Raw genomic sequence first — 23135 nt, forward strand, 5'->3', positions numbered from 1 at the left:
AATCAATCTTTTTTAGCATATAATTCAATCTCATGAAAGCTCACATAATCATCATAGTTATTATGATAATCTGGAGCGAACAAGTTATCATAGGTATCTAATACCTCAATTTTAAAATAACGATATGCTGTGCTATCGAATTCCAATGGAATTGAAATATAAACTGGATCTGCAGCTTCCTGCTCAGCTAAACTTGTAATGTAATGCGTAAAACCTGTACTTTTTTCAACATACCAACGGTCCTCAATAGCCTGCTTCGGATCATTATTAAATGAACCTAGTTCTTTCCAACTTCCAGTTTCTGCAGTTGGATCTGAGCTTAGTACATAATCATTACAACCATAAACTTTCATTTTACAAGGAACCCTAGTATAATAATCGTAGTTGAAAAGCTCTAGTAGAGTCGTATTATCTTCTAACATTGCATAAAACCTCAGCTCACCTACCACATTGGCCTTTTTTATATCGAGTACAAAATACATTTGATCTCCATAAAAATCTTGAGTTGCTCCTGGGCCGGCATAGAAAGTATATTGAGCAGGTTCCCAACCTGGTTTAGCGTTCTGAAATCGCTGTGTTCCTTTAATATCACCATCAAATAAGTATTCTGCCCCAAAGCGTACTGGTGATGATGGAATCCAGTCATTCTTATCTTCATACGACAACCAAAAAGGATCAATCAGTTCAAAATCAGTGTTTGGAAGTTTTACACGAGTGTAAGATTCAACATCTTCCCAGGTTTTGCTTCTAGCAATTCTCTGTTTATAATCTTCTGTTGTAATAATAACCGTATTATAATCAGCTAACTGAGACTCATCCAATGAATAAACTCGTGTATCGCCACCTTTAGCAATAGGAAAAGTTTCCACTAAAATACTGTCTTGTAATTTGGTTGTAGGATTTGTTCCTAAGAAATAAACATTAGCAAAACCACTAACAACCTCAGGTGCTTTGTATGTAACAGCAAATCCATCCCAATAAGGAAGCACCTCTGCTTCATCAAAAAAGGAGTAAACAGCCGAAGCCAATGTACTGAATGTAAAATCCATAGGTGATGATTCATTATCATTTTTATCCAAATAGGATACGCTAACATTTACACTTGATTGAGGCTCATTAAAACCAGTTAATAACATGGATTCATTGCCAAAGCTTGCCAGTTTAACTACTGGCAAACCATATTGATCTTCGTACACCGCTTTAACGCGATATATTCGTGTATCATCTACTGTGAAACGCATAACAGCTCCACCCTCAACCGCTTCAAATGAGATTGTATCTCGATCGGTTTTGACGTCTAGATAAGCATCATCGTCTTTGTTACAGGAATAGATTCCTGCAACAACTAATATTATAAAGAGTATTTTTTTCATATTTTAAAAATTATAATTTTACCATTCAGGGTTTTGTACAACTCCTGAGATTATTACTTCCTCACTTTTTATAGGGAAAAAGTAATCACGTGGCGACTGAAACTCTGCTTTATCCCATACTACTAAAGGACCTTCGTAATTATTGAAATACTCACGAGCATCAGCACCTAGGACATTCCATCCTCTTGGTTTCTTATTTAATTCTGATTGAGCTGTTTTCCATCGGCGAAGATCCCAAAAACGGTGTCCTTCAAATGCTAGTTCAATCGTTCTTTCTTGACGAATAATATCACGCATGCCTTCCTTAGTAGTAATTTTAGACGGTGATTTCGAATATTTGGTCCAAGAATCTTGAACTGTTGGAATTCCTGCACGTTCACGAATCTTATTCAATGAACTGAAAATCTTCTCGCTATTAGAACCTTGAGGACCTTCATATTCATTCCATGCTTCAGATTGCATTAAATACAAATCGGCCAAACGAATCGCTGGTGTAGGAAGATTAAAACCTAATAATCCATTTAACTGTGTACCATAATTATTGGTAGGTACTTCAGAACGCGTTCCTTTCTTCACCCAATACCCAGTCAGGTTTTGTGGGTAATTAGGATCAATATTGTTTTGCTTTAACCCCATATCTTGACCTTTGTAAGTCTCCATCAACAAATTATTTTCGCTCCATGAATATGTTCCTCTTTGCCAGTATGTTCCAGAAGATGCAATGTTTGCATAAAAGCGAGGCTCTCGTTTTAAGTGAAGTAAAAGCACATCTTGAGACAAATCGACAACATTTTTATAGAAGGTGCTAGTTTCACGCCCCATTTTATAACGCCCTTCGTAATCCCAAGTATTATCCTGATCTATTGGTAAACCGTTTTTTGTATAAAACGATTCTACCATTTTAATACTAGTACCTATATCTCCAAATACATTTACATCGTAATGAAAATTTTCGGCACTGGTTCCTACGGCTGGTAGCGTGTTTGCAGACAATGTATTACTAGCCGAAACAAGCATAATCCCTTCTGTTGATGAGTAATTTGGTGCCCAGATAGACAATTCAATATCTCTCATATTATTAAGCAGAGAAGTTGATGTTTCCGTACTACCAGATATTAATTGGTAACCTACACCTTCACACAAAGTTATTGCTTCATCAACAGCTTCGGCAGCTATTTTCCATCTCTCGTTATTATATTCTTGATTAAATAATAGCTCTCCATCACGATTAGTAAAATTAGAGTAATTTGAATTGCCATTAAATAAAGGTGAAGCATGATATAACAAAACTTTTGCCTTGAGTGCTAGAGCGCCCTCTTTAGAAAAATACTGATAACGTTCAGGGTTTTTATCTGATATAAGTTTTAAATCTGGAATAGCAGCATCAAGTAAGCTTACAATTTCGGCAAAGCAAGAATCAACATGACTACGAGCTACTTGCATTTCTTCAAGAGGTGCCCATACGTCAATATTCTCAGGAACTAAAACTATAGGCCCGTAACGTTTTACCATTTCAAAGTAATAATAAGCTTTAACAGCCTTTACTTCTGCTGTCCAAGTCTCTAATTCACCATCGTAAAGGTTATAAACCTCATCAATATGATCTAGAAAAGTATTACAATAACGAATTGTATTGTATATACCATCATAGGTCCATAAATTTCCATAAGGCTCAACGGTCGATTGTAGTCCATCACCAATATAGAACATAGAATGGAACCTTGTAGCACGAGCATATTGTCCTGCTACATATTCGTCACCTCCCAATATACCTGGATCTGAAAATTCTCCTCCATATAAAAAAGGTACTGCTCTATATGCACTTTTCATCCATCGTTCGGCACCATCTCTTGTTTCAAATATTGCCGGAATATCTAAAATGTCGTCTTCTGGAGCTACATCCAGGTAGTCTGAACATGATGAGAATAATAAGATTATCCCCATACAACTAACTAATATATTTTTTAATTTCATAATTAATTTTTTGTTAGAAACTAATGTTTATACCAACAGAATTTGTTTGTTGGATAGGGTAGTTAAACCCGTTGCTCCCTAGTTCTGGATCCCATAATTTGAAATTACTTATGATAAACGGATTGTTTGCTCGAACAAACACCTTCAATCTTTTTAACTTCATTTTATTTGCTATACTTTCTGGTAGGTTGTAAGCCAACTGCAGCGAAGTACATCTTAAGAATTTTACAGAACGCATAAAGTAAGTTGAATATCGAACAACTTCTTGACCTGTTGTTCTATCTTCTTCTTTATTATGGTATGTGATATTATTGGTAGACAAACGAGGCCAAAAAGGGTTGGTCTGCATATTATCAGGTGTCCAATGATCATCATATATTTCTTTTAATAGAGCATGATCGTTTGTAAACGGACTAATGGCTTGCGAATTAATAAACATAGAGCGTTGGCCTGAACCTTGAAACGCAAAGCTGAACTCTAACGCTTTGTAATTTACAACTCCGTTAAATCCATAAATAATACGAGGTGTGGTTGGATAACCAATGTTTACCGCATCACTTACATCTATAACACCATCTTCATTTACATCACGATAACGAATATCTCCAGGCATCACATCTCCTGATTGAACTGGAGCTGCATTAATTTCTTCCTGATCCTGAAATAAACCTTCTGCTATATAACCAATTTGTTGTGATATATCGTGTCCAATACGCCCCTGCCATTCCGGTTTATCTATTGCTTCTTCAATTTCTTTGTAAACCGCCTTATTATAAGTTAGTGTTCCATTAAGAATAAACCATAAATCTGGCGTTATTGCTTTTTGAATTTTTCCTTCGAAATCAAAACCTCTAGATCTTACCTTACCAATATTATCTAAAGGAAACAATCCTAAACCTACATTAGCAGGTACTACTACTCTAGGAGAAAGTATATTGTGTCGAATTTCTTGATAAGCATCAAACTTAAAGTCTAACAACCCATTCAAGAAAGTTGTTTCAAGACCAAAGTTGGCTTGTTCAGCAATTTCCCAAGTTACTTGTGGGTTTTCAAAAGAGTTGATACTATATAAATCCTGTGAATTTATCGTCATATCTGGCAAATAAACAAATCGAGAAGAACCTCGTGTTCCTATTCCGTCGTTACCAACTTTTCCATAAGAAAGTCGCATTTTTAAGAATGATAGCCATTTAGATGTTGATTTCATAAATGGTTCTTTTGAAACAATCCAAGCTAAACCACCAGCTGGGAAAAATCCGAAACGATTTTTCTTAGCAAAACGTTCAGATCCATTGTACCCAAAACTTCCTTCTGCGTAATAACGTGATTTATAACCATAAGCCATACGCATTGACAGTCCCATATTTCTTGCAGGAAGCGCATCTAACAACGAACTTGGTTGAGAATTTGTAGACTCTTGTATATTAAACACACCTGTATAACTCGTGGTGTGGTCTTTCCAAGCTGCTGTGTGTAAAACTCTAACTTCTCCTGAAAATTGATTTTCTCCAGTCGAGTTACTCTGCCCATTACTTAATTCTAGAGTTCTACGACCTTCCTTAACTTGTTGTAAAGCGTGTACACCTGTCTGATGATTGTAATCTGAAAGACGGTACATGTATTCTTCTGTTGAGAATGTATTACTATAATAACCTTGGTGATACCAAGATCCGTTTACCCTAAGTTCTAAGCCTTTAACCAAGGCCGAAAGGTTTTGAATATATCCCAGACGGTTAACCGTTGAAAAACGACTTCTTTCACTGTAACCTTTCTGGATTCTTGCATACGGATTATAAGTGTTTGATGTTAAACCACCAAAAGGAATATGTGGCCAATCATGGAGTTCATCTGCTGGATAAACAGCTGCGTAATCAACAGGGGTAGCAGCAAAAGCCATTTGGTAAACCTCTCTTACATCGACTTGAGGTCCATGATATTTGTCTTGTGTAGTTGTAGAATTTAAGACCAATTTCGCACTTGGTGTCATATCTACATTCAAATTAACACGAAGTGAAGTTCTATTGTTTTTAATATTCACATCAAATTGATTCAAACGATCTGTTTTCAACATACCTTGATCGGAAGTGTGATTTAAAGATGCGTAATATTGAATAACCTTAGATCCGCCTCGAATATTCATACCCAAACGGTGGTTAATTGAATAATCTTTAAAAAGTAGATTATACCAATCGTTTGCAGGATACACATATGATGGGAATTTATCACTTCCTGTGTTGTTAATCTTATCAGAAGAATACAAAGGCGTCGCTAATGGATCACGACCTGTTAGAGCCTCATTATAAGCCTTCATATAGGTAACTGGATCCACTACATCAATTTCTCGCGTAGGCATTGAAATAACCGGTTCGTATCTCACAGTGGTATATACCTGTCCTTCTTTTCCTTTTTTGGTTGTAACCAGAATAACTCCGTTTGCTCCACGTGCACCATACATTGCTGTGGCTGAAGCATCCTTCATTACACTAAAACTTGCAATATCATCTGGATCAACACGTGCCAGATCAAGTTTAGAAACCTCCACATTATCTAATAGAATCAATGGATCTATATTTGCGTTTTCATTAAATGAAGTAATACCTCTAATGTAGAACCTAGAATTCATTTCTCCTTCAGTAAGTGCTCCAGGTGCTCCGCCAGTTTGCCAAGCTATAAGACCAGGAATACGACCTGCAAAACTTGAAGTTAAATCGCTGTTTGATGTTTTTAAACTTTCAGCCTTTACAGTTGTTATAGACGAAACAATACTCTCTGTTTTCTGCGAACCAAAAGCCACAACTGTTACTTCATCTAAATTCTCTTGAGTTGGTTTCAGTCCTATGTTCAGCTTGGGTTTTCCATCTGCTAAAACTGTTTCTGGTTTATACCCGATAAAAGAAAACTCTAAAACATCATTCTTTTTAACCATTATGGTATACAAGCCATCAAAATCTGTAGAAGCTCCTTGACGAGTATTAGTAACTAAAACATTTACACCAGGAAGCGGGTTCCCTTTATCGTCAGTTACACGACCTTTTAACTTATATCTTTTATTCTGAAACTGTTCGTCCGAAACCTCTGCTGCCTTAGCTATTAAAACAACATTATCCTTGATTTGATAACTGTAACCATTTTTTACAAGTACATTATCAAGAATATTATTAATTGTCGCATCTTTAAGTGTAACACTTATTTTTTTAGATTCAGGTATCAGTCCTTGCATATAAGTAACTTTCATACCTGTGCGACTTTTAAGGTCGTTTAAGATTGATACTATTGATTTATTCTCGTAATTGAGATTTAATTTTTGTTGAGAATACGCCGATGTGGCAACAAAAAATCCTAAACAAAATAGTAGTACAAATCGCAGCATTTTCGGTTTTTTTAGCCATAAATTCCCGTCCCGTCTCTGCTCGGGAGGATGACCATAATGATAATTTTTTTTCATACATTTGTAATTCGAGTTAATTAATATTGACTGTTGCAACAGTTTTTATTTAAAATCTAGCGGTTAGTTTTACCAGAACTTTCCGCTTTTTTATTTCTTAATTTTTACTTCAATTTCATCCTTTTTATATACAAACTCAACATCACTAATAGCTTGTAACATTTCTAAAACACTTATTAAGTTATCGTATCTAGGTACACTTCCTTTAAATGCCAATTCTCTCGCACTATTATCGTTAAACACAAATTTTACATCATACCAACGTGACAATCTGTTTAAGAATTCTTCCATAGTGACATTTTCTAAAGAAAAGAATCCTTCTTTCCATGCTATAATCTCAGAAACATCAACAGAGTTAACTTTTAATGTTTGAGATTCTTTATTTACAATAGCTTGTTGACCAGGAATTAACAACACTTTTTTATCAGAGTTTTCAATGTTAATTTTTACACTTCCTGATACCAATGTTGATTGTACAGTACTTACTCCCGAGTAAGCTGTAATATTAAACTTTGTTCCTAAAACCGTAAGTTCCTGACCTTGCGTTTCTACAATAAAGGGCATATTACTGTTATGAGCCACTTCAAAATATGCTTCTCCTTCTAGAAAAACTCTTCGCTCATTACCTTTAAATTTCTGTGGATATCTAAGCTTTGTTTCTGAATTTAACCAGATTGATGAACCATCGCTAAGCACAATTTTATATTCTCCCTTACGTGGAATAACAATTGTATTATATATAATAGAATCATCAACTATAGGACTGTCATCATTTTTTGTTTCTTCATACGCAACCATGCCTTTGCCTATATTAATCACAGCTTCTTTTTCCTTTACAACATCTTTATTCTGTGACGACAATTCGATTTTACTACCATCTGCTAGTTCAAGAGTGGCTTGATGACTACCTGGGTCAGTATTTCCTAAATAGTTATTCGGGTGAGAATTTTGGTATATAAATAGTGCCGAAGTAATAACTAAAGCTATAAACACAGAAGCTGCTGACATACGATACCAAAGCGCACGCTTCACTTTAGATTTACGATATTCTAACTTCTTTCTTGTTAAAAAATACGTGTCGCCTAATTCTTTACTAAGTCTTTCTTTTAGTTTACTATCTTTTTTTAAGGATTGTAGGTTTTGTAAAAAAGCATCATTTTCTGGACTTTTATTTTTCCAGTTATTAAAAGCCAAAAGTTCTTCATCTGATAAAGACTCGTTGCTTAAGTATTTGTTTATTATATCGTCAATTTCCATTGTGGATCATAATTTAAAAACAAAGGCATTTTAAAATTCAATCTCAAACAAAACACCCCCATTATACTACTAAGACAATTTAAAAAGTGTTTTTCAGTGACAGTATGCATGTTTTTTTTAAAACTTATAAAAACAAGCCATATTCCAATAAGTCAAACACACTAAAACAAAACCACTGATAATCAGAGTCTTACAAACAAAAATACAAATACCTTTAATTTTTTATAAAAGAAACGAACGACTTCTGAATACGAATTTAAAAAAATAACAAGCAAAAAACAATCGATAATTATTGAATTAAACTCATAAACGCTTTTTTATTGATATATTCATAAAAATATAACAAATTCGCCTTGAATATTTCAAGGTTTCAGTACAACCTTGTAATTATTCTTTTTATATTTGCACTAACTCCGACATAGTAGAAACTCATTTTTCACTTTTGAATAACCAAATTAAGTACCAAAAAAAAACAAACGAAATACTAGAATTGTATAAAAAGAATGAGAAATTAGCTTTTAAACTTCTTTTTGATACATACTATATTCCGTTGGTACTATTTGCAAATAAAATTATTAAGAATGAACACTCTTCAGAAGATATTGTACAGGAAACATTAATAAGTTTCTGGCAAAAGAAAAGTCTTTCTAGCGTTAAAACAAATCTTGATTCTTTCCTGTTTAGGTCGGTAAAAAACAAAACATTAAACTACCTTAACTCGAAAGATAGACGGCAAGAAGTATTTATGTCAATTACTGAAGAGCATATCAAAACAAAAGCTTTAATTAGTGAAGAGGCAGAAGAACACATAAAGCTTTACAAAACCATTGAACTTTTACCACAAGAACGTCGTAGAGTTTTTGAACTCGTATATATTGAAGGCCATAAATACAAAGAAGCAGCTGATATACTTGGAATAAGCATCAACACTGTTCAAACACAACTTCGTCGTTCTCTTCAGTTTCTTAGAGAAAAACTTACTGGGTTAGACAATTTGGAATAAAAAGACATTAGAAGTTTTTTTGACAAGTTAAATCGAAAATTACCAAAGTAAATATACCACGCTTTTTGTGTATTAATATTTTGGTTACTCATATTATTATATTCCTCCTTTAAGTTGAAATTACAAATACCTCGAAAAATATTCACTGCTAGCCTTAAAAACAAATAAAACTTAAATGATTAAAACAAAAACAGAAATACTATTTTTGTCTTAACAGAAAACTTAACATAGAAAATATAATGATTAACTCTACAAAAACATTAATTCAGTCTCTTTTAGTTTTAATAGTATTGACTTTATTTTCATGCTCTAATCATGAAAAGAAATCAGAAAAATTAAACACAAAAAAACCATACAAAATTTTAATTGAAGCTGAAGATATGATGTTATCTGACGCTAAAATATATAGTGAAGAAGGAAAAAGTGGAGATAAAGTAATAAAACTTTTATCGGAAGAGGCTATGGCTACCACCGAAATTACACTACCAAAGGGAAAATATGTAATGAATGCTTTTATGAAAACACAGGATGAAATGTCTGATGGTTTTTTCCTTATAGCCAATGGCAAAGTAAAAAGAATCAATAATTACCGTTTCAACCAATGGTTGCATGGTATGAAATTTATAATTTTTGATAGCGATGGAGTAAACCCAATAAAAATAGAAATCGCTTCTTCATATGAAGGACAAATATCAAAAGAATTTGGAATGTTTATTGACTACCTAGAAATTGTAGATTTCTATAATTCAGCTGAAGCATTAGAACTTTGGACAAAGTAAAAGCATTAAAAAAAATCACATTTTTTTATAATACATGGGTTTCACATTACTTTCTTCACCATTACAAGGGTTCACAGATTTTAGATTTCGTAATGCGTTCCATCATTATTTTGGAGGTATTGATACATTTTATTCGCCATATATTAGACTCAATGGCAAGTTCAAAATTAAAGCGTCGTATCAAAACGATTTACTTCCAGAAAACAACACCACATTAGAGGTTATTCCACAAATTATAACCAACAATGCCGAGGAGTTTTTGTTTGTCGCCAAGTATGTGCAAAGCCTGGGGTACAAAGAATTAAATTGGAATTTAGGTTGCCCATACCCTATGGTTGCTAAATCTGGCATGGGTTCGGGGTTAATTTGTAATCCTAAACAAATTAATACTATTTTAGATCGCGCACACAAGGAAACCGATATTTTGGTGTCTATGAAAATGCGTATGGGTTATGAGCATGCTGAAGAAATTTTGGAGGTCTTCCCTATTTTAGATACATATCCGTTAAAAAACATTGCCATTCATGCTCGAATAGGAAAGCAATTGTACAAAGGCCCTGTAGATTTAGATGCTTTTGAACGTTGTATTACCAGCACGAAACACAAATTATATTATAACGGAGACATTACAAGTGTGGAGGCTTTTAAAAGCATGCAGGCACGTTTCCCGAGTTTGGATCATTTTATGATTGGTCGCGGATTAATTACCGACCCGTTCTTACCTCAAATGATAAAAAACAATACCACCGAATACCCTAAAAACCGTTGGGATATTTTTGAGGAATTCCACAATACCATTTACACACAATACGACGAGTATCTTTCTGGCCCTACACCTATTAAAATGAAAATGTTGGGCTTTTGGGAATTCTTTTCACAATCGTGTTCTAATCCTCAAAAGACTTATAAAGCTATAAAAAAGGCAACAAATCCGTTTAAATATAAACAGGCTGTTAGTACTATTCTGAATAATGAACGGAAATTGAATAACATGAGTTCAAAGTAAAAAAAATTTACCTCTTTGAGCACATTCGAAAGTCTCAACCTCATATCTAAATAAACCTTTCTTCATTAAAGATTAAAAAAAATTCAAACTAAAAAACACCCCTGACATATTTCGTCACAAAGGCGAATAAATTTGCATTCAAGTTTAACAATTAAATCAATTTAAAAAATGAAAAATGCAATCAACTGGTTTGAAATTCCTGTAAAAAATTACGAAAGAGCAAAAGGGTTTTACAGTACTATTTTAGATATTGAAATTACCGATCATCATATGCCAGATCAAAACACAAAATACGGCGTATTCCCTTATGACAAAGACAATAACGGTGTAGGCGGTGGTCTTATCGAAGCCGAAGATCAAATACCTACAACCAACGGACCAACTATTTATTTAAACGGAGGCGAAAATTTAAACGTATCATTAAACAAAGTTGAAGCTGCTGGTGGCAAAATACTAATGCCAAAAACAGATATTGGAGAAAATGGTTTTATAGCTCAGTTTACAGATACCGAAGGCAATAGAATAGCGTTACATTCTTGGATGTAAAAATCAACTAATCAACAATCAAAAAACGAATAGATAGCGAATTCAATGCGGTTCGCTATCTTTGTTATTATGTCACAATTATCGAGACTCATATCCATACTTACCTTGTTAAAATCTAAACGACTTTTAACAGCTACAGAGCTTTCTGAAAAGTTTAACGTAAGCATCAGAACGATATATAGAGACATTAGAAAATTAGAAGAAGCCGGTGTACCGGTTACTACTATTGAAGGCAGAGGATATTCGCTTATGGAAGGTTACCAAGTAGCTCCTGTTCAATTTACCGAAAAACAAGCTAATGCCTTAATTACTGCACAACATTTAGTTAATCAAACGCAAGACGCATCTTTTGTTGAAGATTTCAAGGACGCTATAACTAAAATAAAGTCAGTATTTAGAACCTCTATCCAAGAGAAAAGTGAATTGCTGGATAGTAAGATTCATGTATTCAATAATAATTATGAAAATATTTCTAGTAATGCGCTTTCAGAAATACAGCTAGCCATTACAAACTTTAATTATATAGAAATAAATTATCGTAAAGCAGACGACCCAAATATTTCCTTTAGAAAAATAGAACCCTATGCCTTCTACTCCACCAATTACAAATGGATTCTTATGGCTTGGTGTCATTTAAGAAACGAGTATCGCGCGTTTAGAATAGATAGAATACAGCATTATAAAATTTTAGCAGATACATTTGAAGACAGAAAATTTAATCTGCAAACCTATTTTCAATCCTGCCCTTACGAAGGCAAATAATGTCTTATAATTTCTATTATATTTGCTAGAAAAAAGATTTATGAAAAACATTTTAATAGCATTTACACTAATTTTATTTACTGCTTGTAATAAAGACGACGCTCCTAAAGATTATTCAGCAGAAAACGACGAAGAAATTCAAGCTTATATAGCTTCTAATAATTTAGCTGCACAAAAAAGTAGTTCGGGCTTATATTATATAATTGATGAACAAGGCACAGGAGATAAACCTACACTATTATCAGATAGAGTAAAAGTTGCTTTAAAAGGATACTTAACTAACGGAACTGTATTTAGCGAAAATACAAATGGTATATCTTTTCCTGTTCTACAAGAACTTATCCCAGGTCTAGTAGAAGGGCTTAGCTATTTTAATGAAGGCGGCAAAGGAAAACTTATAATTCCGGCTCATTTAGCTTATGGCGATAATAAAACTGAAGAAATACCTCCAGGCTCTGTAATTATTTTTGATATTGAACTTATATATGTGAATTACAAAACTGAAAATGATGAAGAAATTCAAACATATTTAAATGATAATGATTTGATAGCTGAAAAAAGCAGTACCGGATTATATTATATAATTGATGAACTTGGTTCTGAAAATCAACCAACACAAACCGATAACGTAACTGTTGCTTATAAAGGTTATTTTCTTGACGGAACTGTTTTTGATCAAAGCAATGCAGCAGGAGTTTCTTTTAATTTACAAAATGTCATTTCTGGTTGGACAGAAGGCATCACTTATTTTAAAGAAGGAGGTAATGGCAAACTATTAATTCCTGCTCATCTAGCCTATGGTAATAGTGACTATAATGGCATTCCTGGAGGCTCGGTTCTTATTTTTGATGTAAACCTTATTTCTGTAAACTAAAATATTATTATTAAAATTATAAATTAAGCCACTTTGTGAAAACAAGGTGGTTTTTTGTTTAAAGAAAATTAAATTAGTAAAAATTAACGATATTCGTTTAACAAACTTTAATTTTAAAATACTATGAAAATCACTTCTACCAACATAGCAAAACCAACTACTATTATTTGGAATGGTAAAGAAGTAACCACAGGTATTTATAAAACTCCAACATCAAACCCTATATTTCTAGGAAAGAGTGATGTTAAAAACGATGAAGTTACTGATAGAAAACATCATGGAGGCGAGTTTAAAGCCTGTTATCTGTTTTCAGAAAACCAATATAATTATTGGAAAAACTTGTATCCTAATTTAGATTGGAATTGGGGTATGTTTGGAGAAAACTTAACCGTTGATGGTTTAGATGAAACGAAACTATATATTGGTGACATTTATAAAGTTGGTGATGCATTAGTACAAATTACACAACCACGGGAGCCTTGTTTTAAATTTGGTGTAAAGTTTGGCAATCAAAATGTGCTTAAGCAATTTATTGATCATAGTTTTTCAGGAACTTACGTTCGAGTTTTAGAGGAAGGTTTTGTAAAAACTGGCGACACCTTTAAACTCATAGAACAAGCAAAAAATAGCATTACAACGTATCAGTTTTTCAATTTACTCTTTTCAAAAGAAAAAAGCTCAGAATTAATTCTTTCAATTTTAAACAATGACGCATTACCACAAAGTAAAAGAGATAAATTAAAGTCTTTTATAAAGTAGCTTGGGTTTGTTATATCTTTGCTGCAAATACCTTATAAATGTCATTTAAAGACTTACAATTAAACAGACCTATTTTAAGAGCCATTGCTGAAGCTGGATATGATAACCCAACTTTGGTTCAAGAAAAAACAATTCCTTCGGTATTACATAAAAAAGATGTAATTGTTTCTGCTCAAACAGGCACAGGAAAAACAGCTGCTTTTGCACTTCCTATTTTGCAGTTATTGTTCGACAAACAAGACGCGTCTAAAAAAGGAAAAAAAATAAAAGCTTTAATTGTTAGTCCTACGCGCGAGTTAGCGGTTCAAATAAATGAAAATTTCATAAAATATAGTACGTATACCAATTTAAGAACTACTGTTATTTTTGGAGGAACCGCAATAGAACCTCAAATAGATGTTTTAAAAAAAGGCGTTGATATTTTGATTGCAACCCCTGGACGTTTACTTGATTTACACAAACAAGACATTATCAATCTTGATTATATAGAAACCTTAGTTTTAGATGAAGCCGATTTAATGCTAGACATGGGATTTATAGACGATGTAAAAAAAATTGAACGTTTATGCTCCAACGAGAAGCAGATATTATTGTTTTCGGCAACCATTCCTTATAAAGTAGAACAATTAGCCAATACTATTTTAAAAGATCCAGAACGTGTTGAAGTTGCACAAAACTCTTCTACAGCAAAAAACATTAATCAGGTATTGTATTACGTTCCTAAACAGAACAAAATTGAACTATGCTTACACCTATTACGAAATACTATAAAAGGCAGTATTCTTATTTTTAGACGCACAAAATATGGTGTTGAAAAACTAGAACAAACACTTTTAAAAAACAGTTACAAAGTAGAAAGTTTACATGGTGATAAAAGCCAAAACTTAAGACAAGAAGCTTTAAAAAACTTCAAAGCCAAAAATGTAAATATTTTAATAGCTACCGATGTTGCTGCACGTGGTATTGATATAAATGAATTAGATGCTGTTATTAATTTCGATTTACCAAATGTACCAGAAACCTATGTACACAGAATAGGTAGAACAGGTCGCGCAGGAAGCTACGGAAACTCTTATTCATTCTGTTCTGCAGATGAAAAAGCGTATGTAACAAGCATACAACAACTCATTCAAATTCAACTAGATGTTATTGAAGATCATCCCTACCCTTTAGATCCAAAAGCGAAAAAGGAAATTCATAAAACACCAGGAAAAAGCAAACACAGAAAAGGTCGTAAAAGTGAAGCTTCTAAGAAGAAAAAGAAACGTTGGTATTAGTTTAGATTATTAGAATGTTAGACCATATAGCTTTTACAAGCTTTATGATTCATAGCGTTTATTAAAATGATTTTTAAGTAAAGGTATTTGTATAGAAAACATCACTCCAAAAAGAACAATACCATACATAACTGTTTTAGGCATTGTATAACTTGTTAATGCATTTGTTATTTTATTATTAGAAAACACACTAAAATCTATAGCACTAAATATACTTGATGATTCAGTTTCTACTCCAAATATCAAATATAATGTAAGAGCTAAAATCAATGTTATAATAAAAATCCAACCTGTTTTTGAAATTAAAGGTTTATATACTGTAGTACTGCTCTTTAAAGCTTCTACTTGAGACATAACAGATGTAGTAAAATCAAAAGACGGTTTTTCTAACCCCGTATTCTTCATTACTTTTTTAGTTAAATTTTCTAAATGCTTATCTACCTCTTTCATAATGTTCAATTATTTCTGGTTCTAACCGTTGTTTTAAAATAGACGCTAACTTTTTTCTACTTCTAAACAATTTCACTTTAATATTATTAGATGTAAGCCCCATAGTTATAGAAATCTCTTCTAAAGATTGGTCTTCAAAATAATATAAAGTTAACAAAAAACTATCATCACTTGGTAATAAATCAATACAATCTTGAATAGCCTGCTCTCGCTCCTTATGCTCTAAATTATCTAAAGCATTATCGATGGTTTTTAATTGATTCTCAGTAAATTCATCAATAGCAACATCATTTAAATACTTTTTATTTTTCTTTATTCTATCTAAACTAGTACGATAGGCAATTTTATAAACCCATGTAGAAAATTTAGAATCGCCTTTAAACTTATGTAATGATTTATAAACCTTAATAAATGTATCTTGAGACACTTCTTCTGCTTCCTCCCTATTCTTCAACATTCTTAAGGTTAATGTAAACACCAAGTCCTTATAACGTTCAACCAACACATTAAATGCATTAGTCTCTCCGCTAATAATTAAATTGATATAATGTTGGTCGTTAGTGGTCATTTTAAAAGTAAGACGACTTTATTATATTTAAGGTTACATAATTTTGAAAAAAAATAAATAAAAAAAAGTGTAACCAAAAGAAAAGACCTATCGTCATAAGCTATGAACATATTAAAAATAATCAATTAAAAACAAATAATTATGGAAGCAGTAATTTTTGGTATTATATTTGGCTCAATTTTCGGAGTATTTTATTTATACTATTCTACACGTAACAAAGAACGATTAGCTCTTATAGAAAAAGGAGCTGATGCTAATATTTTTGTAAAAGAAAAAAAAGAGCATACAGCTCCTATTTGGAAAGTAATAATTCTAAATCTTGCCTTATTATTAATGGGAATTGGAGCAGGTATCGTAATTGGAGGGATATTATGGAAAAACTTTAACATTGCTTCTGATATAGCTATGCCTGGGTCAATTTTCTTTATGGCAGGAACAGGTTTGCTAATTGGTTTCTTTTTAACAAAAAAAATAGACAAAGAATAAATTTACAAATTAAAAACAACAAAACCTGTTTTCTAATGGAGAACAGGTTTTGCTATTTTACAGGAAAATCAAAATAAGTATTAGGAAATGGTTCGTTTTTCAAAGTAAAATGCCACCATTCTTTTGGATAGTTTCTAAATCCATATTTCGACATGATTTTTTGTAACAATTGCCTATTCGCCTTCTGATCATCTGTAATGTTATTATAATTAACCCAAGATGCTTCTCCAAAAAAATCATAAGCACTACCCATATCTATCGGTTCGCCTGTATTACCATCAATAATAGTTAAATCTACCGTACTACCTTTACTATGCCCAGACCTACTAGCTATATATTCTTCTTTAAAAAGATTCTCCTTTGCAACGTCTGGATAAAAAAGAGACTTATTAATAGTATCATTTAAATCTTTTGCCCAACGTATAAAATGATTAACAGCTTGTTGCGGTCTATAACCATCATAAACTTTTAAACATAAATTATTATCCTGTAACTCTTCATGAACTTCCCTTAAGGCCATAGCCGTTTGCTTGGTTAAGATGAGTTTATTAGATTGATACCCCTCAATAATCTTACCTACAAAGTTATTTGAAGTATTATACCTTAGATCTACTTTCAAATCTGGTATAACATCTTCTACATAAACAAACCCATCTGGCAGTTGCCCAAACGAAACAAAGCAATAAAAAAACAATAAGGATGTAAAAAAGTAGCGCATGATGCTTATTAGTTTATAAGCTAATTTAAATAAAATAATTTTACGCTAAAATAAAGCATAAAAAAACCGAGTTCCCTCAAACTCGGTTTTCTTTCAATTTGCTTTTTTTATTATGATTGTAGATTTAGGGTCTCTATACCAACAACATAATGCAAATATTAATTAATTAATCCATTGAACTAAAAAGTGTGTTATTTAGTACACTCCAAAGATATAACTATTAAAGATTACAAAACGCCAAAAAGCATTAAAAATCGATGAAATACATATAATTTTAACATTTATCGACAAAAAACATCGTTTAAACGACAAAACACACAAAAACTTATTTGTAAAAACAAAAAAAGCACCCTGAAAAGAGTGCTTTTTTACTAACTAACCAACCAAAAATATGGATTACAATTCTTAAGTTTTAAAGTAACCACACAATAAACTTTTTTGTAGAATGTAATTAATAATAATGTATCAATTTTTGTGCCAAAATGAAATTACACCTGTTTATTTAACAATAAATAATTTAATTATTAGCTACTAGTATTTAAAATATAAATGTGAGATATTTGCCTTAATTAAAAATAAAAGTTAGAAATGAAAAACGCTCTATTATTATTTATTGCTTGTATACTAATTTCATGTGGAGAAAAACAACATGACCTAACAGTAAAAGGACAAATAAAAGGATTAAAGAAAGGTACTATTTATCTAAAAAAAGCAAATGATACAACACTAACAAATGTTGACTCATTAGTAATTAATGGTCAGTCTGAATTTGAATTACATAGTGATTTGGAATCTCCTGAAGTATTCTTTTTATATCTTGATAAAAATAGCTCTGAAGATGATAGAATATCCTTTTTTGCAGACAAAGGTGTAACAGAAATAAATACCACATTAAAAAACTTTGTTTATGATGCAGAAATTAATGGATCTACACAACAAAAAACACTTGAAGAATACGAAAAAATGATGTCTAGATTTAGAGATCAAAATTTAAATTTAATAAAAGAAGGTTTTGATGCTAAAAAAGACGATAATAAACCTAAACTAGATAGCTTACAAAATATTCAAAAGAGTATGCTTAAAAGAAGATACTTATTTACTGTAAACTTTGCACTAAACCATAAAAATAGCGAAGTAGCACCTTATTTAGCGCTAACAGAAATATATGATGCTAAAGTAAATTTGTTAGACACTATCAATAATTCTTTATCAAAGAAAGTGAAAGAGTCTAAATATGGAAAAGAATTACAAGTGTTTATTGATAAAATAAAAGCTTCAGAAAAATAATAGCATATTCCTCTTAACAACTTATTACACAAAAAGACCTTATTTAAAGGTCTTTTTGTGTTTATAGAGTATTTCCTAGAAATACTTAATTAAAATAAATTACTAACGTTAAATATTTTGCATAAAAAAACCTCACAAAAGTGAGGTTTTTTTGAGCCGATGGAGGGACTCGAACCCACGACCTGCTGATTACAAATCAGCTGCTCTAGCCAGCTGAGCTACATCGGCAATTTATTAACGGGTGCAAATATAATATCTAAAATGATATCTACAAGCATTCCGTTAAAAAATATTATCCAAGTTTATTAATTTTTTCAATTAATGCGGTTCCTTTAGCTTCTAATTCTTGGTTAATAGCTTTAAAGTGCGCCTTTGCATTATCTGTTTTTGCATTTACTTTAGCAATTAATTCATCAAAAGTCACAATTGCTTCATCAATAATTCCTTCACTTTCTTTTGTGTCCTTATCTGTATTTGCATATTCCCAAATATAAACTGCTTCTATAATATCGCCTAAAACGTAATTTATGTCTTTTTTTAGATCTCTAACATTTGCCATTTTTACTATTTTTAAATTTTTACAAAAGTACTTAATTAAATTATATGTTCTCTAGTATAGAGAGAATTAAAATAAGTTTGAATTACACATAAACTTCTAATAAAGTTGCATTTTCAGAATTAAGATTATAATTCTCAATAGCAGCAGGAAGTAAAATAGTTTCTCCTTTTTTTATTGTTTCTTTAAATCCGTTAGCTGAAATTTCAGCATCACCTTCTACACACATATAAATAATAAAAGAATCGTGATTATTTTCTTTTTGAAGCGACCTATCAATTTTCAAATAATTAGTTGTAAAATAAGGACAACTTACCATTTCATTAGATTGATTTTCAGTTTTATCATAAGCAACCCTAAAGTTATCTGGCATATTAAAATCGAAAGCATCAATAGCTAAATCGTTATGTAACTCACGTTCATTTCCATTATCATCTACTCTATCCCAATCATAAACCCTATATGTTATATCGCTTGTTTGTTGTATTTCAGCTACCATAACACCTGCTCCAATAGCATGTACACGTCCTACTTCAATAAAATAAGTGTCACCTGTTTTTACTGTATCGAAATTTAGAATTTGAGTTAGTGTTTTATCTTCCAGATGTTTTAAATATAATTCTGGTGTCATATCTTGATTAAAGCCAACTATCAAATTAGCGTCTTCATCGGCTTGTAGTGTATACCACATCTCTGTTTTACCAAACGAATTGTGCCTTTTAGCAGCTAACTCATCATTAGGATGTAATTGTATAGATAAATCTTCTTTAGCATCAATAAACTTAATAAGAAGCGGGAACTTATCTTTAAATATTCTATAATTTTGAAGTCCAATTAAATCGGCTCCATAAGTTTTTAAAAGTTGTTTTAACGATTGTCCTTTTAAACTCCCATTAGAAACTACAGAAGTATCTCCTTCAACATCACTAATTTCCCAACTTTCACCAATGTTAGGTAAATCGCTATTTTTATTAAGTAATGTTTTTAATTTTTGTCCTCCCCAAATTTTATCTTTTAAAATGGGTGTAAATTTAATTGGATACAATGTGTTTGACATATTATTTTCCTGAATAGGTTACAAAATTTCTTGGCGTTTCATAAAGCGTTATTTCTAATTCTAAATGAGGCGCTAATTTAGGTTTAAGTTTATTATATATAACAACTGCTATATTTTCGGCTGTTGGGTTTAAATCTTTAAATTCCAGAACATCTAAGTTTAAGTTTTTATGATCGAAAGCATCTTCAATTTCTGCTTTTATTAATTCTCTTAAAATCTTAATATCTATAACATAACCTGTTTCTTGGTCAATTTCTCCAGTAACACTTGCTATTAATTCGTAATTATGACCGTGATAGTTAGGATTATTACACACTCCAAAGATTTCTTCGTTCTTTTCAAAACTCCAATCTTTTCTATGCAATCTATGTGCTGCATTAAAATGTGCTTTTCTACTAACTGTTACTATCATTTTGAAATATTTATATGTTCGTAGAATTTATCGAAAATAATTTTAAACCATTCCGTATATATTTCAGGCTGATTTAAAATATCTTTTTTTACCGTTTCAATAGACATCCATTTCCAACTAGCAACTTCGTCTACATTTATTACAGGCTCCTCGGTATAGTATCCTAATAATACGTGATCGTATTCATGCTCGGTTAAACCATTATCAAATGGTGCTTTATAAATAAAGGATATAGATTCTTTTAAATCTACCACAAAGCCCATTTCTTCTTGTAAACGGCGTTTACCAGCCTCTATATTGCTTTCTCCATCTCTTTGATGGCTGCAACAGGTATTGGTCCATAACAACGGAGAATGATACTTATGTGATGCACGTTGTTGTAGCATTAATTCATTCTTGTTATTAAAAACAAAAACTGAGAAAGCACGGTGAAGTAACGCTTTTTCATGCGCTTCCATCTTTGGCATTAAGCCTATTTGTTCATTATTCTCATTAACTAGAATTACTTTTTCTTCTTCCATAGCAAAGCAAAAATACCAACTAATTTTATAAAAACTGTTTATGTTTTCATAAAATTAAAAAGAGCATTCATAAATATGAATGCTCTTTTTAAAATATAATTATGGGAACTATTAATTAGCCACCACTATAAATTCACTTCTTCTATTAGCTTGATGTTCTTCTTTTGAGCATTTAACACCGTTTGAACATTTGTTGGTTAGTTGAGTTTCACCATAACCTTTACCTGTTATTCTATTGGCTTCAATACCTCCTTTATTAATTACATATGCTTTAGTTGATTTATTTCTTCTACTAGATAAAGTAAGATTATAAGCATCTCTACCTCTTGAATCTGTATGTGAACGCACATCTACTTTTACATTAGGAAACTGTTTCAGGTAATCAATAATTTTTTGTAATTCTATTTCAGCATCTGGTCTTATATCAGATTTATCATAATCAAAATAAATAGGATTTAAATTCAGTAACTTAAACAAATCTGTACCAACAACTGCTGCTTCTGGCTTCTTTTTCAATTCAAGCTTCAAAGCAATGGCTTCTCGTGTATTTATAGAAAAGTCTATGAAATCATCTTTATAACCTTCTTTCTTAGCTTCAATTAAATATGTATCGTCATTACACTTTAATTTAAACTTAAATTTTCCAGAATCATCAGTCTTTAAAGTCTCTATTATTTTATTATCTGAATCATTAACAAAAATATTAGCGTTTGAAATAACCTCTTGAGTATCTTTATCTATTACAACTCCTGAAATATTCTTAGAATCTTCTGGCAAAACAAAACTGTAAATATCATCATCTCCTTTTCCTCCTGCCCTATTAGAAGAAATGTAACCTTGACGAGATACTTCATTTACGATGAATCCAAAATCGTCATTTGAACTATTAATTGGGCTTCCTAAGTTTTGAATAGTTTCTGATTTACCAATTTTGTTAATTTCTATTTTAAAAACATCTAAACCACCTAAACCTAAATGGCCATTTGATGAAAAGTAAAGTATTCCTTTATCGCTTACAAAAGGAAAATTCTCTTTCCCTTCAGTATTTATTTTATCACCTAAATTTACTGGCTCCCCATAAGTACCAGCTTCATTAATTTCTACAACAAAAATATCAGAACCTCCAATTGTTCCTGGCATATCTGATGCAAAATAGAGTTTATCACCATCAACACTTAATGCTGGGTGTGCAACATTATATTCATCACTATTAAAAGATAATGCCTCAATATTCTTCCATTCTCCATTAATCAATGATGCTTTATAAATTTTTAAAGTGTGAAAACCATCACTATTTTTTTCAAACTTACCGTTTAAATAATTATTTCTTGTAAAATAAACAGTATTACCATCTTTTGTAAAAGCGGTAGATGATTCGTGGTACTTTGTATTAATATCTCCTCCAATTTCGGTGATATTCCCAATAGAATCTTTCTCAAATAAATTTAAAAATGGTTGCCCGTTCCATTTATAAATTTTCCCTTTTTTATCTCTTGAAGATGCAAAAATTAATTTTTCATTAAATACTGAAGTTCCAAAATCTGATAATGCTGTATTAATATCTAAATTATTCAATTCGAAGTCTTGAGACAATTCGTTTAACTTATTAAGATAGTCTGTATTGCTTAAAAATTCTTTAGCTCTATAATCATTTGAATTAATTGCAGAAAATCTTTGTAAAACCTTATCTGCCTCTTCATATTTCTTCTCAGCTTTTAATGCATGAGCATATCTAAAATAATTTTCGGATGCTGTTTCTGGATTTAGCTTTAGTAACTTTTTATACCACTTTGAAGCATCTTTCATTTCATTATTATAATAATATGAATTTGCTAAATTTTCTAAAATCTCAAATGATACATTCTCTTGATTTGCTAAACCTAAAAGTTCTTCTTTAGAATTAGCATATGATAACTTTTCATATTGCTTTACTGCGTTTTTAATTTTTGCCTTTTGCGAAAAGGCAGTATTAAAAATTAAAAGGCTTAATATAAATACTATGTATATTCTTTTTTTCATATCTGC

Annotated in this window: 22 protein-coding genes and 1 tRNA gene; 10 read left to right on the top strand and 13 right to left on the bottom strand. The window is 31.5% G+C overall.

All coding sequences use genetic code 11. The features are described 5' to 3' along the window. Positions 1-2: 2 nt before the first annotated feature. The 4 genes from ACH5TX_RS11210 to ACH5TX_RS11225 form a co-directional block, all read right to left on the bottom strand. Positions 3-1373: a DUF4959 domain-containing protein gene (locus ACH5TX_RS11210; protein ID WP_439339595.1), complete on the bottom strand. Its 1371-nt coding sequence runs from the start codon at positions 1371-1373 to the stop codon at positions 3-5. A gap of 18 nt (positions 1374-1391) precedes the next feature. Continuing rightward, positions 1392-3347 (bottom strand): RagB/SusD family nutrient uptake outer membrane protein, encoded by a 1956-nt coding sequence (locus ACH5TX_RS11215; protein ID WP_439339596.1) that lies wholly within the window; start codon positions 3345-3347, stop codon positions 1392-1394. A 13-nt stretch (positions 3348-3360) separates the two neighbouring features. Continuing rightward, the gene (locus tag ACH5TX_RS11220) at positions 3361-6582 is read right to left on the bottom strand and encodes a SusC/RagA family TonB-linked outer membrane protein (protein WP_439339597.1); all 3222 of its coding nucleotides are present in this window, start codon (positions 6580-6582) and stop codon (positions 3361-3363) included. Positions 6583-6882: 300 nt separating this feature from the next. After that, complete coding sequence (locus tag ACH5TX_RS11225) at positions 6883-8049, bottom strand: FecR family protein (RefSeq protein ID WP_439339598.1); 1167 nt, start codon at positions 8047-8049, stop codon at positions 6883-6885. Between the two features lie 442 nt (positions 8050-8491). On the opposite strand from ACH5TX_RS11225, the gene ACH5TX_RS11230 reads away from it, so the two are divergent. The 8 genes from ACH5TX_RS11230 (at position 8492) to ACH5TX_RS11265 (ending at position 15055) form a co-directional block, all read left to right on the top strand. Next, a complete protein-coding gene (locus ACH5TX_RS11230) occupies positions 8492-9052 on the top strand; it encodes an RNA polymerase sigma-70 factor (protein WP_439339599.1) in 561 nt (186 codons plus the stop codon). A 239-nt stretch (positions 9053-9291) separates the two neighbouring features. Beyond that, complete coding sequence (locus ACH5TX_RS11235) at positions 9292-9831, top strand: hypothetical protein (RefSeq protein ID WP_439339600.1); 540 nt, start codon at positions 9292-9294, stop codon at positions 9829-9831. A gap of 34 nt (positions 9832-9865) precedes the next feature. Continuing rightward, positions 9866-10837, top strand: a complete 972-nt coding sequence (locus tag ACH5TX_RS11240; protein ID WP_439339601.1) for a tRNA dihydrouridine synthase — start codon at positions 9866-9868, stop codon at positions 10835-10837. Between the two features lie 168 nt (positions 10838-11005). Beyond that, entirely contained in the window at positions 11006-11383 is a 378-nt protein-coding gene (locus tag ACH5TX_RS11245; RefSeq protein ID WP_439339602.1) for a VOC family protein, read from the top strand. Between the two features lie 69 nt (positions 11384-11452). Next, positions 11453-12145 (top strand): helix-turn-helix transcriptional regulator, encoded by a 693-nt coding sequence (locus ACH5TX_RS11250; RefSeq protein WP_439339603.1) that lies wholly within the window; start codon positions 11453-11455, stop codon positions 12143-12145. Positions 12146-12185: 40 nt separating this feature from the next. Next, positions 12186-13019 carry an FKBP-type peptidyl-prolyl cis-trans isomerase gene (locus tag ACH5TX_RS11255; protein WP_439339604.1) on the top strand — a complete coding sequence of 278 codons (834 nt, stop codon included), beginning with the start codon at positions 12186-12188 and terminating at the stop codon, positions 13017-13019. A 123-nt stretch (positions 13020-13142) separates the two neighbouring features. Beyond that, entirely contained in the window at positions 13143-13778 is a 636-nt protein-coding gene (locus ACH5TX_RS11260) for an MOSC domain-containing protein (RefSeq protein ID WP_439339605.1), read from the top strand. Positions 13779-13816: 38 nt separating this feature from the next. Further along, positions 13817-15055 (top strand): DEAD/DEAH box helicase, encoded by a 1239-nt coding sequence (locus ACH5TX_RS11265; RefSeq protein ID WP_439339606.1) that lies wholly within the window; start codon positions 13817-13819, stop codon positions 15053-15055. 42 nt (positions 15056-15097) lie between these two features. On the opposite strand, the gene ACH5TX_RS11270 is transcribed toward ACH5TX_RS11265, so the two are convergent. Together ACH5TX_RS11270 and ACH5TX_RS11275 are read right to left on the bottom strand one after the other, a co-directional pair. Then, the gene (locus ACH5TX_RS11270) at positions 15098-15505 is read right to left on the bottom strand and encodes a hypothetical protein (RefSeq protein ID WP_439339607.1); all 408 of its coding nucleotides are present in this window, start codon (positions 15503-15505) and stop codon (positions 15098-15100) included. Beyond that, the gene (locus ACH5TX_RS11275; RefSeq protein WP_439339608.1) at positions 15489-16073 is read right to left on the bottom strand and encodes an RNA polymerase sigma factor; all 585 of its coding nucleotides are present in this window, start codon (positions 16071-16073) and stop codon (positions 15489-15491) included. Before ACH5TX_RS11275 ends, ACH5TX_RS11270 begins: the two co-directional genes overlap by 17 nt. A gap of 141 nt (positions 16074-16214) precedes the next feature. On the opposite strand from ACH5TX_RS11275, the gene ACH5TX_RS11280 reads away from it, so the two are divergent. Then, positions 16215-16559 carry a DUF6249 domain-containing protein gene (locus ACH5TX_RS11280; protein ID WP_439339609.1) on the top strand — a complete coding sequence of 115 codons (345 nt, stop codon included), beginning with the start codon at positions 16215-16217 and terminating at the stop codon, positions 16557-16559. 52 nt (positions 16560-16611) lie between these two features. Here the strand turns inward: ACH5TX_RS11280 and ACH5TX_RS11285 are convergent, their stop codons facing one another. Next, entirely contained in the window at positions 16612-17277 is a 666-nt protein-coding gene (locus ACH5TX_RS11285; protein ID WP_439339610.1) for a M15 family metallopeptidase, read from the bottom strand. Between the two features lie 588 nt (positions 17278-17865). Here ACH5TX_RS11285 and ACH5TX_RS11290 point away from each other — a divergent pair. Continuing rightward, positions 17866-18564 carry a DUF4369 domain-containing protein gene (locus ACH5TX_RS11290; RefSeq protein WP_439339611.1) on the top strand — a complete coding sequence of 233 codons (699 nt, stop codon included), beginning with the start codon at positions 17866-17868 and terminating at the stop codon, positions 18562-18564. Between the two features lie 154 nt (positions 18565-18718). On the opposite strand, the gene ACH5TX_RS11295 is transcribed toward ACH5TX_RS11290, so the two are convergent. From ACH5TX_RS11295 to ACH5TX_RS11320, 6 genes are all read right to left on the bottom strand, one after another. After that, positions 18719-18792 (bottom strand) — tRNA-Thr (locus ACH5TX_RS11295). Positions 18793-18856: 64 nt separating this feature from the next. Beyond that, positions 18857-19123 carry a hypothetical protein gene (locus tag ACH5TX_RS11300; protein ID WP_439339612.1) on the bottom strand — a complete coding sequence of 89 codons (267 nt, stop codon included), beginning with the start codon at positions 19121-19123 and terminating at the stop codon, positions 18857-18859. 82 nt (positions 19124-19205) lie between these two features. Beyond that, positions 19206-20177 (bottom strand): type I phosphomannose isomerase catalytic subunit, encoded by a 972-nt coding sequence (locus tag ACH5TX_RS11305; RefSeq protein ID WP_439339613.1) that lies wholly within the window; start codon positions 20175-20177, stop codon positions 19206-19208. A gap of 1 nt (position 20178) precedes the next feature. After that, positions 20179-20589 (bottom strand): 6-pyruvoyl trahydropterin synthase family protein, encoded by a 411-nt coding sequence (locus tag ACH5TX_RS11310; protein ID WP_439339614.1) that lies wholly within the window; start codon positions 20587-20589, stop codon positions 20179-20181. Next, positions 20586-21110 (bottom strand): isopentenyl-diphosphate Delta-isomerase, encoded by a 525-nt coding sequence (idi, locus tag ACH5TX_RS11315; RefSeq protein ID WP_439339615.1) that lies wholly within the window; start codon positions 21108-21110, stop codon positions 20586-20588. Before idi ends, ACH5TX_RS11310 begins: the two co-directional genes overlap by 4 nt. Positions 21111-21221: 111 nt before the next feature. After that, positions 21222-23129 (bottom strand): OmpA family protein, encoded by a 1908-nt coding sequence (locus ACH5TX_RS11320; protein ID WP_439339616.1) that lies wholly within the window; start codon positions 23127-23129, stop codon positions 21222-21224. Between the last annotated feature and the right edge of the window lie 6 nt (positions 23130-23135).

This window comes from Thalassobellus citreus (assembly GCF_044385915.1).
GTDB lineage: Bacteria > Bacteroidota > Bacteroidia > Flavobacteriales > Flavobacteriaceae > Thalassobellus > Thalassobellus citreus.

What these genes read in the sequence shown, in the direction of transcription:
- ACH5TX_RS11210 (WP_439339595.1), bottom strand. Translation starts at nt 1,373, where the DNA reads ATGAAAAAAATACTCTTTATAATATTAGTTGTTGCAGGAATCTATTCC.
- ACH5TX_RS11215 (WP_439339596.1), bottom strand. Translation starts at nt 3,347, where the DNA reads ATGAAATTAAAAAATATATTAGTTAGTTGTATGGGGATAATCTTATTA.
- ACH5TX_RS11220 (WP_439339597.1), bottom strand. Translation starts at nt 6,582, where the DNA reads ATGAAAGTTACTTATATGCAAGGACTGATACCTGAATCTAAAAAAATA.
- ACH5TX_RS11225 (WP_439339598.1), bottom strand. Translation starts at nt 8,049, where the DNA reads ATGGAAATTGACGATATAATAAACAAATACTTAAGCAACGAGTCTTTA.
- ACH5TX_RS11235 (WP_439339600.1), top strand. Translation starts at nt 9,292, where the DNA reads ATGATTAACTCTACAAAAACATTAATTCAGTCTCTTTTAGTTTTAATA.
- ACH5TX_RS11240 (WP_439339601.1), top strand. Translation starts at nt 9,866, where the DNA reads ATGGGTTTCACATTACTTTCTTCACCATTACAAGGGTTCACAGATTTT.
- ACH5TX_RS11245 (WP_439339602.1), top strand. Translation starts at nt 11,006, where the DNA reads ATGAAAAATGCAATCAACTGGTTTGAAATTCCTGTAAAAAATTACGAA.
- ACH5TX_RS11250 (WP_439339603.1), top strand. Translation starts at nt 11,453, where the DNA reads ATGTCACAATTATCGAGACTCATATCCATACTTACCTTGTTAAAATCT.
- ACH5TX_RS11255 (WP_439339604.1), top strand. Translation starts at nt 12,186, where the DNA reads ATGAAAAACATTTTAATAGCATTTACACTAATTTTATTTACTGCTTGT.
- ACH5TX_RS11260 (WP_439339605.1), top strand. Translation starts at nt 13,143, where the DNA reads ATGAAAATCACTTCTACCAACATAGCAAAACCAACTACTATTATTTGG.
- ACH5TX_RS11265 (WP_439339606.1), top strand. Translation starts at nt 13,817, where the DNA reads ATGTCATTTAAAGACTTACAATTAAACAGACCTATTTTAAGAGCCATT.
- ACH5TX_RS11270 (WP_439339607.1), bottom strand. Translation starts at nt 15,505, where the DNA reads ATGAAAGAGGTAGATAAGCATTTAGAAAATTTAACTAAAAAAGTAATG.
- ACH5TX_RS11275 (WP_439339608.1), bottom strand. Translation starts at nt 16,073, where the DNA reads ATGACCACTAACGACCAACATTATATCAATTTAATTATTAGCGGAGAG.
- ACH5TX_RS11280 (WP_439339609.1), top strand. Translation starts at nt 16,215, where the DNA reads ATGGAAGCAGTAATTTTTGGTATTATATTTGGCTCAATTTTCGGAGTA.
- ACH5TX_RS11285 (WP_439339610.1), bottom strand. Translation starts at nt 17,277, where the DNA reads ATGCGCTACTTTTTTACATCCTTATTGTTTTTTTATTGCTTTGTTTCG.
- ACH5TX_RS11290 (WP_439339611.1), top strand. Translation starts at nt 17,866, where the DNA reads ATGAAAAACGCTCTATTATTATTTATTGCTTGTATACTAATTTCATGT.
- ACH5TX_RS11300 (WP_439339612.1), bottom strand. Translation starts at nt 19,123, where the DNA reads ATGGCAAATGTTAGAGATCTAAAAAAAGACATAAATTACGTTTTAGGC.
- ACH5TX_RS11305 (WP_439339613.1), bottom strand. Translation starts at nt 20,177, where the DNA reads ATGTCAAACACATTGTATCCAATTAAATTTACACCCATTTTAAAAGAT.
- ACH5TX_RS11310 (WP_439339614.1), bottom strand. Translation starts at nt 20,589, where the DNA reads ATGATAGTAACAGTTAGTAGAAAAGCACATTTTAATGCAGCACATAGA.
- idi (WP_439339615.1), bottom strand. Translation starts at nt 21,110, where the DNA reads ATGGAAGAAGAAAAAGTAATTCTAGTTAATGAGAATAATGAACAAATA.
- ACH5TX_RS11320 (WP_439339616.1), bottom strand. Translation starts at nt 23,129, where the DNA reads ATGAAAAAAAGAATATACATAGTATTTATATTAAGCCTTTTAATTTTT.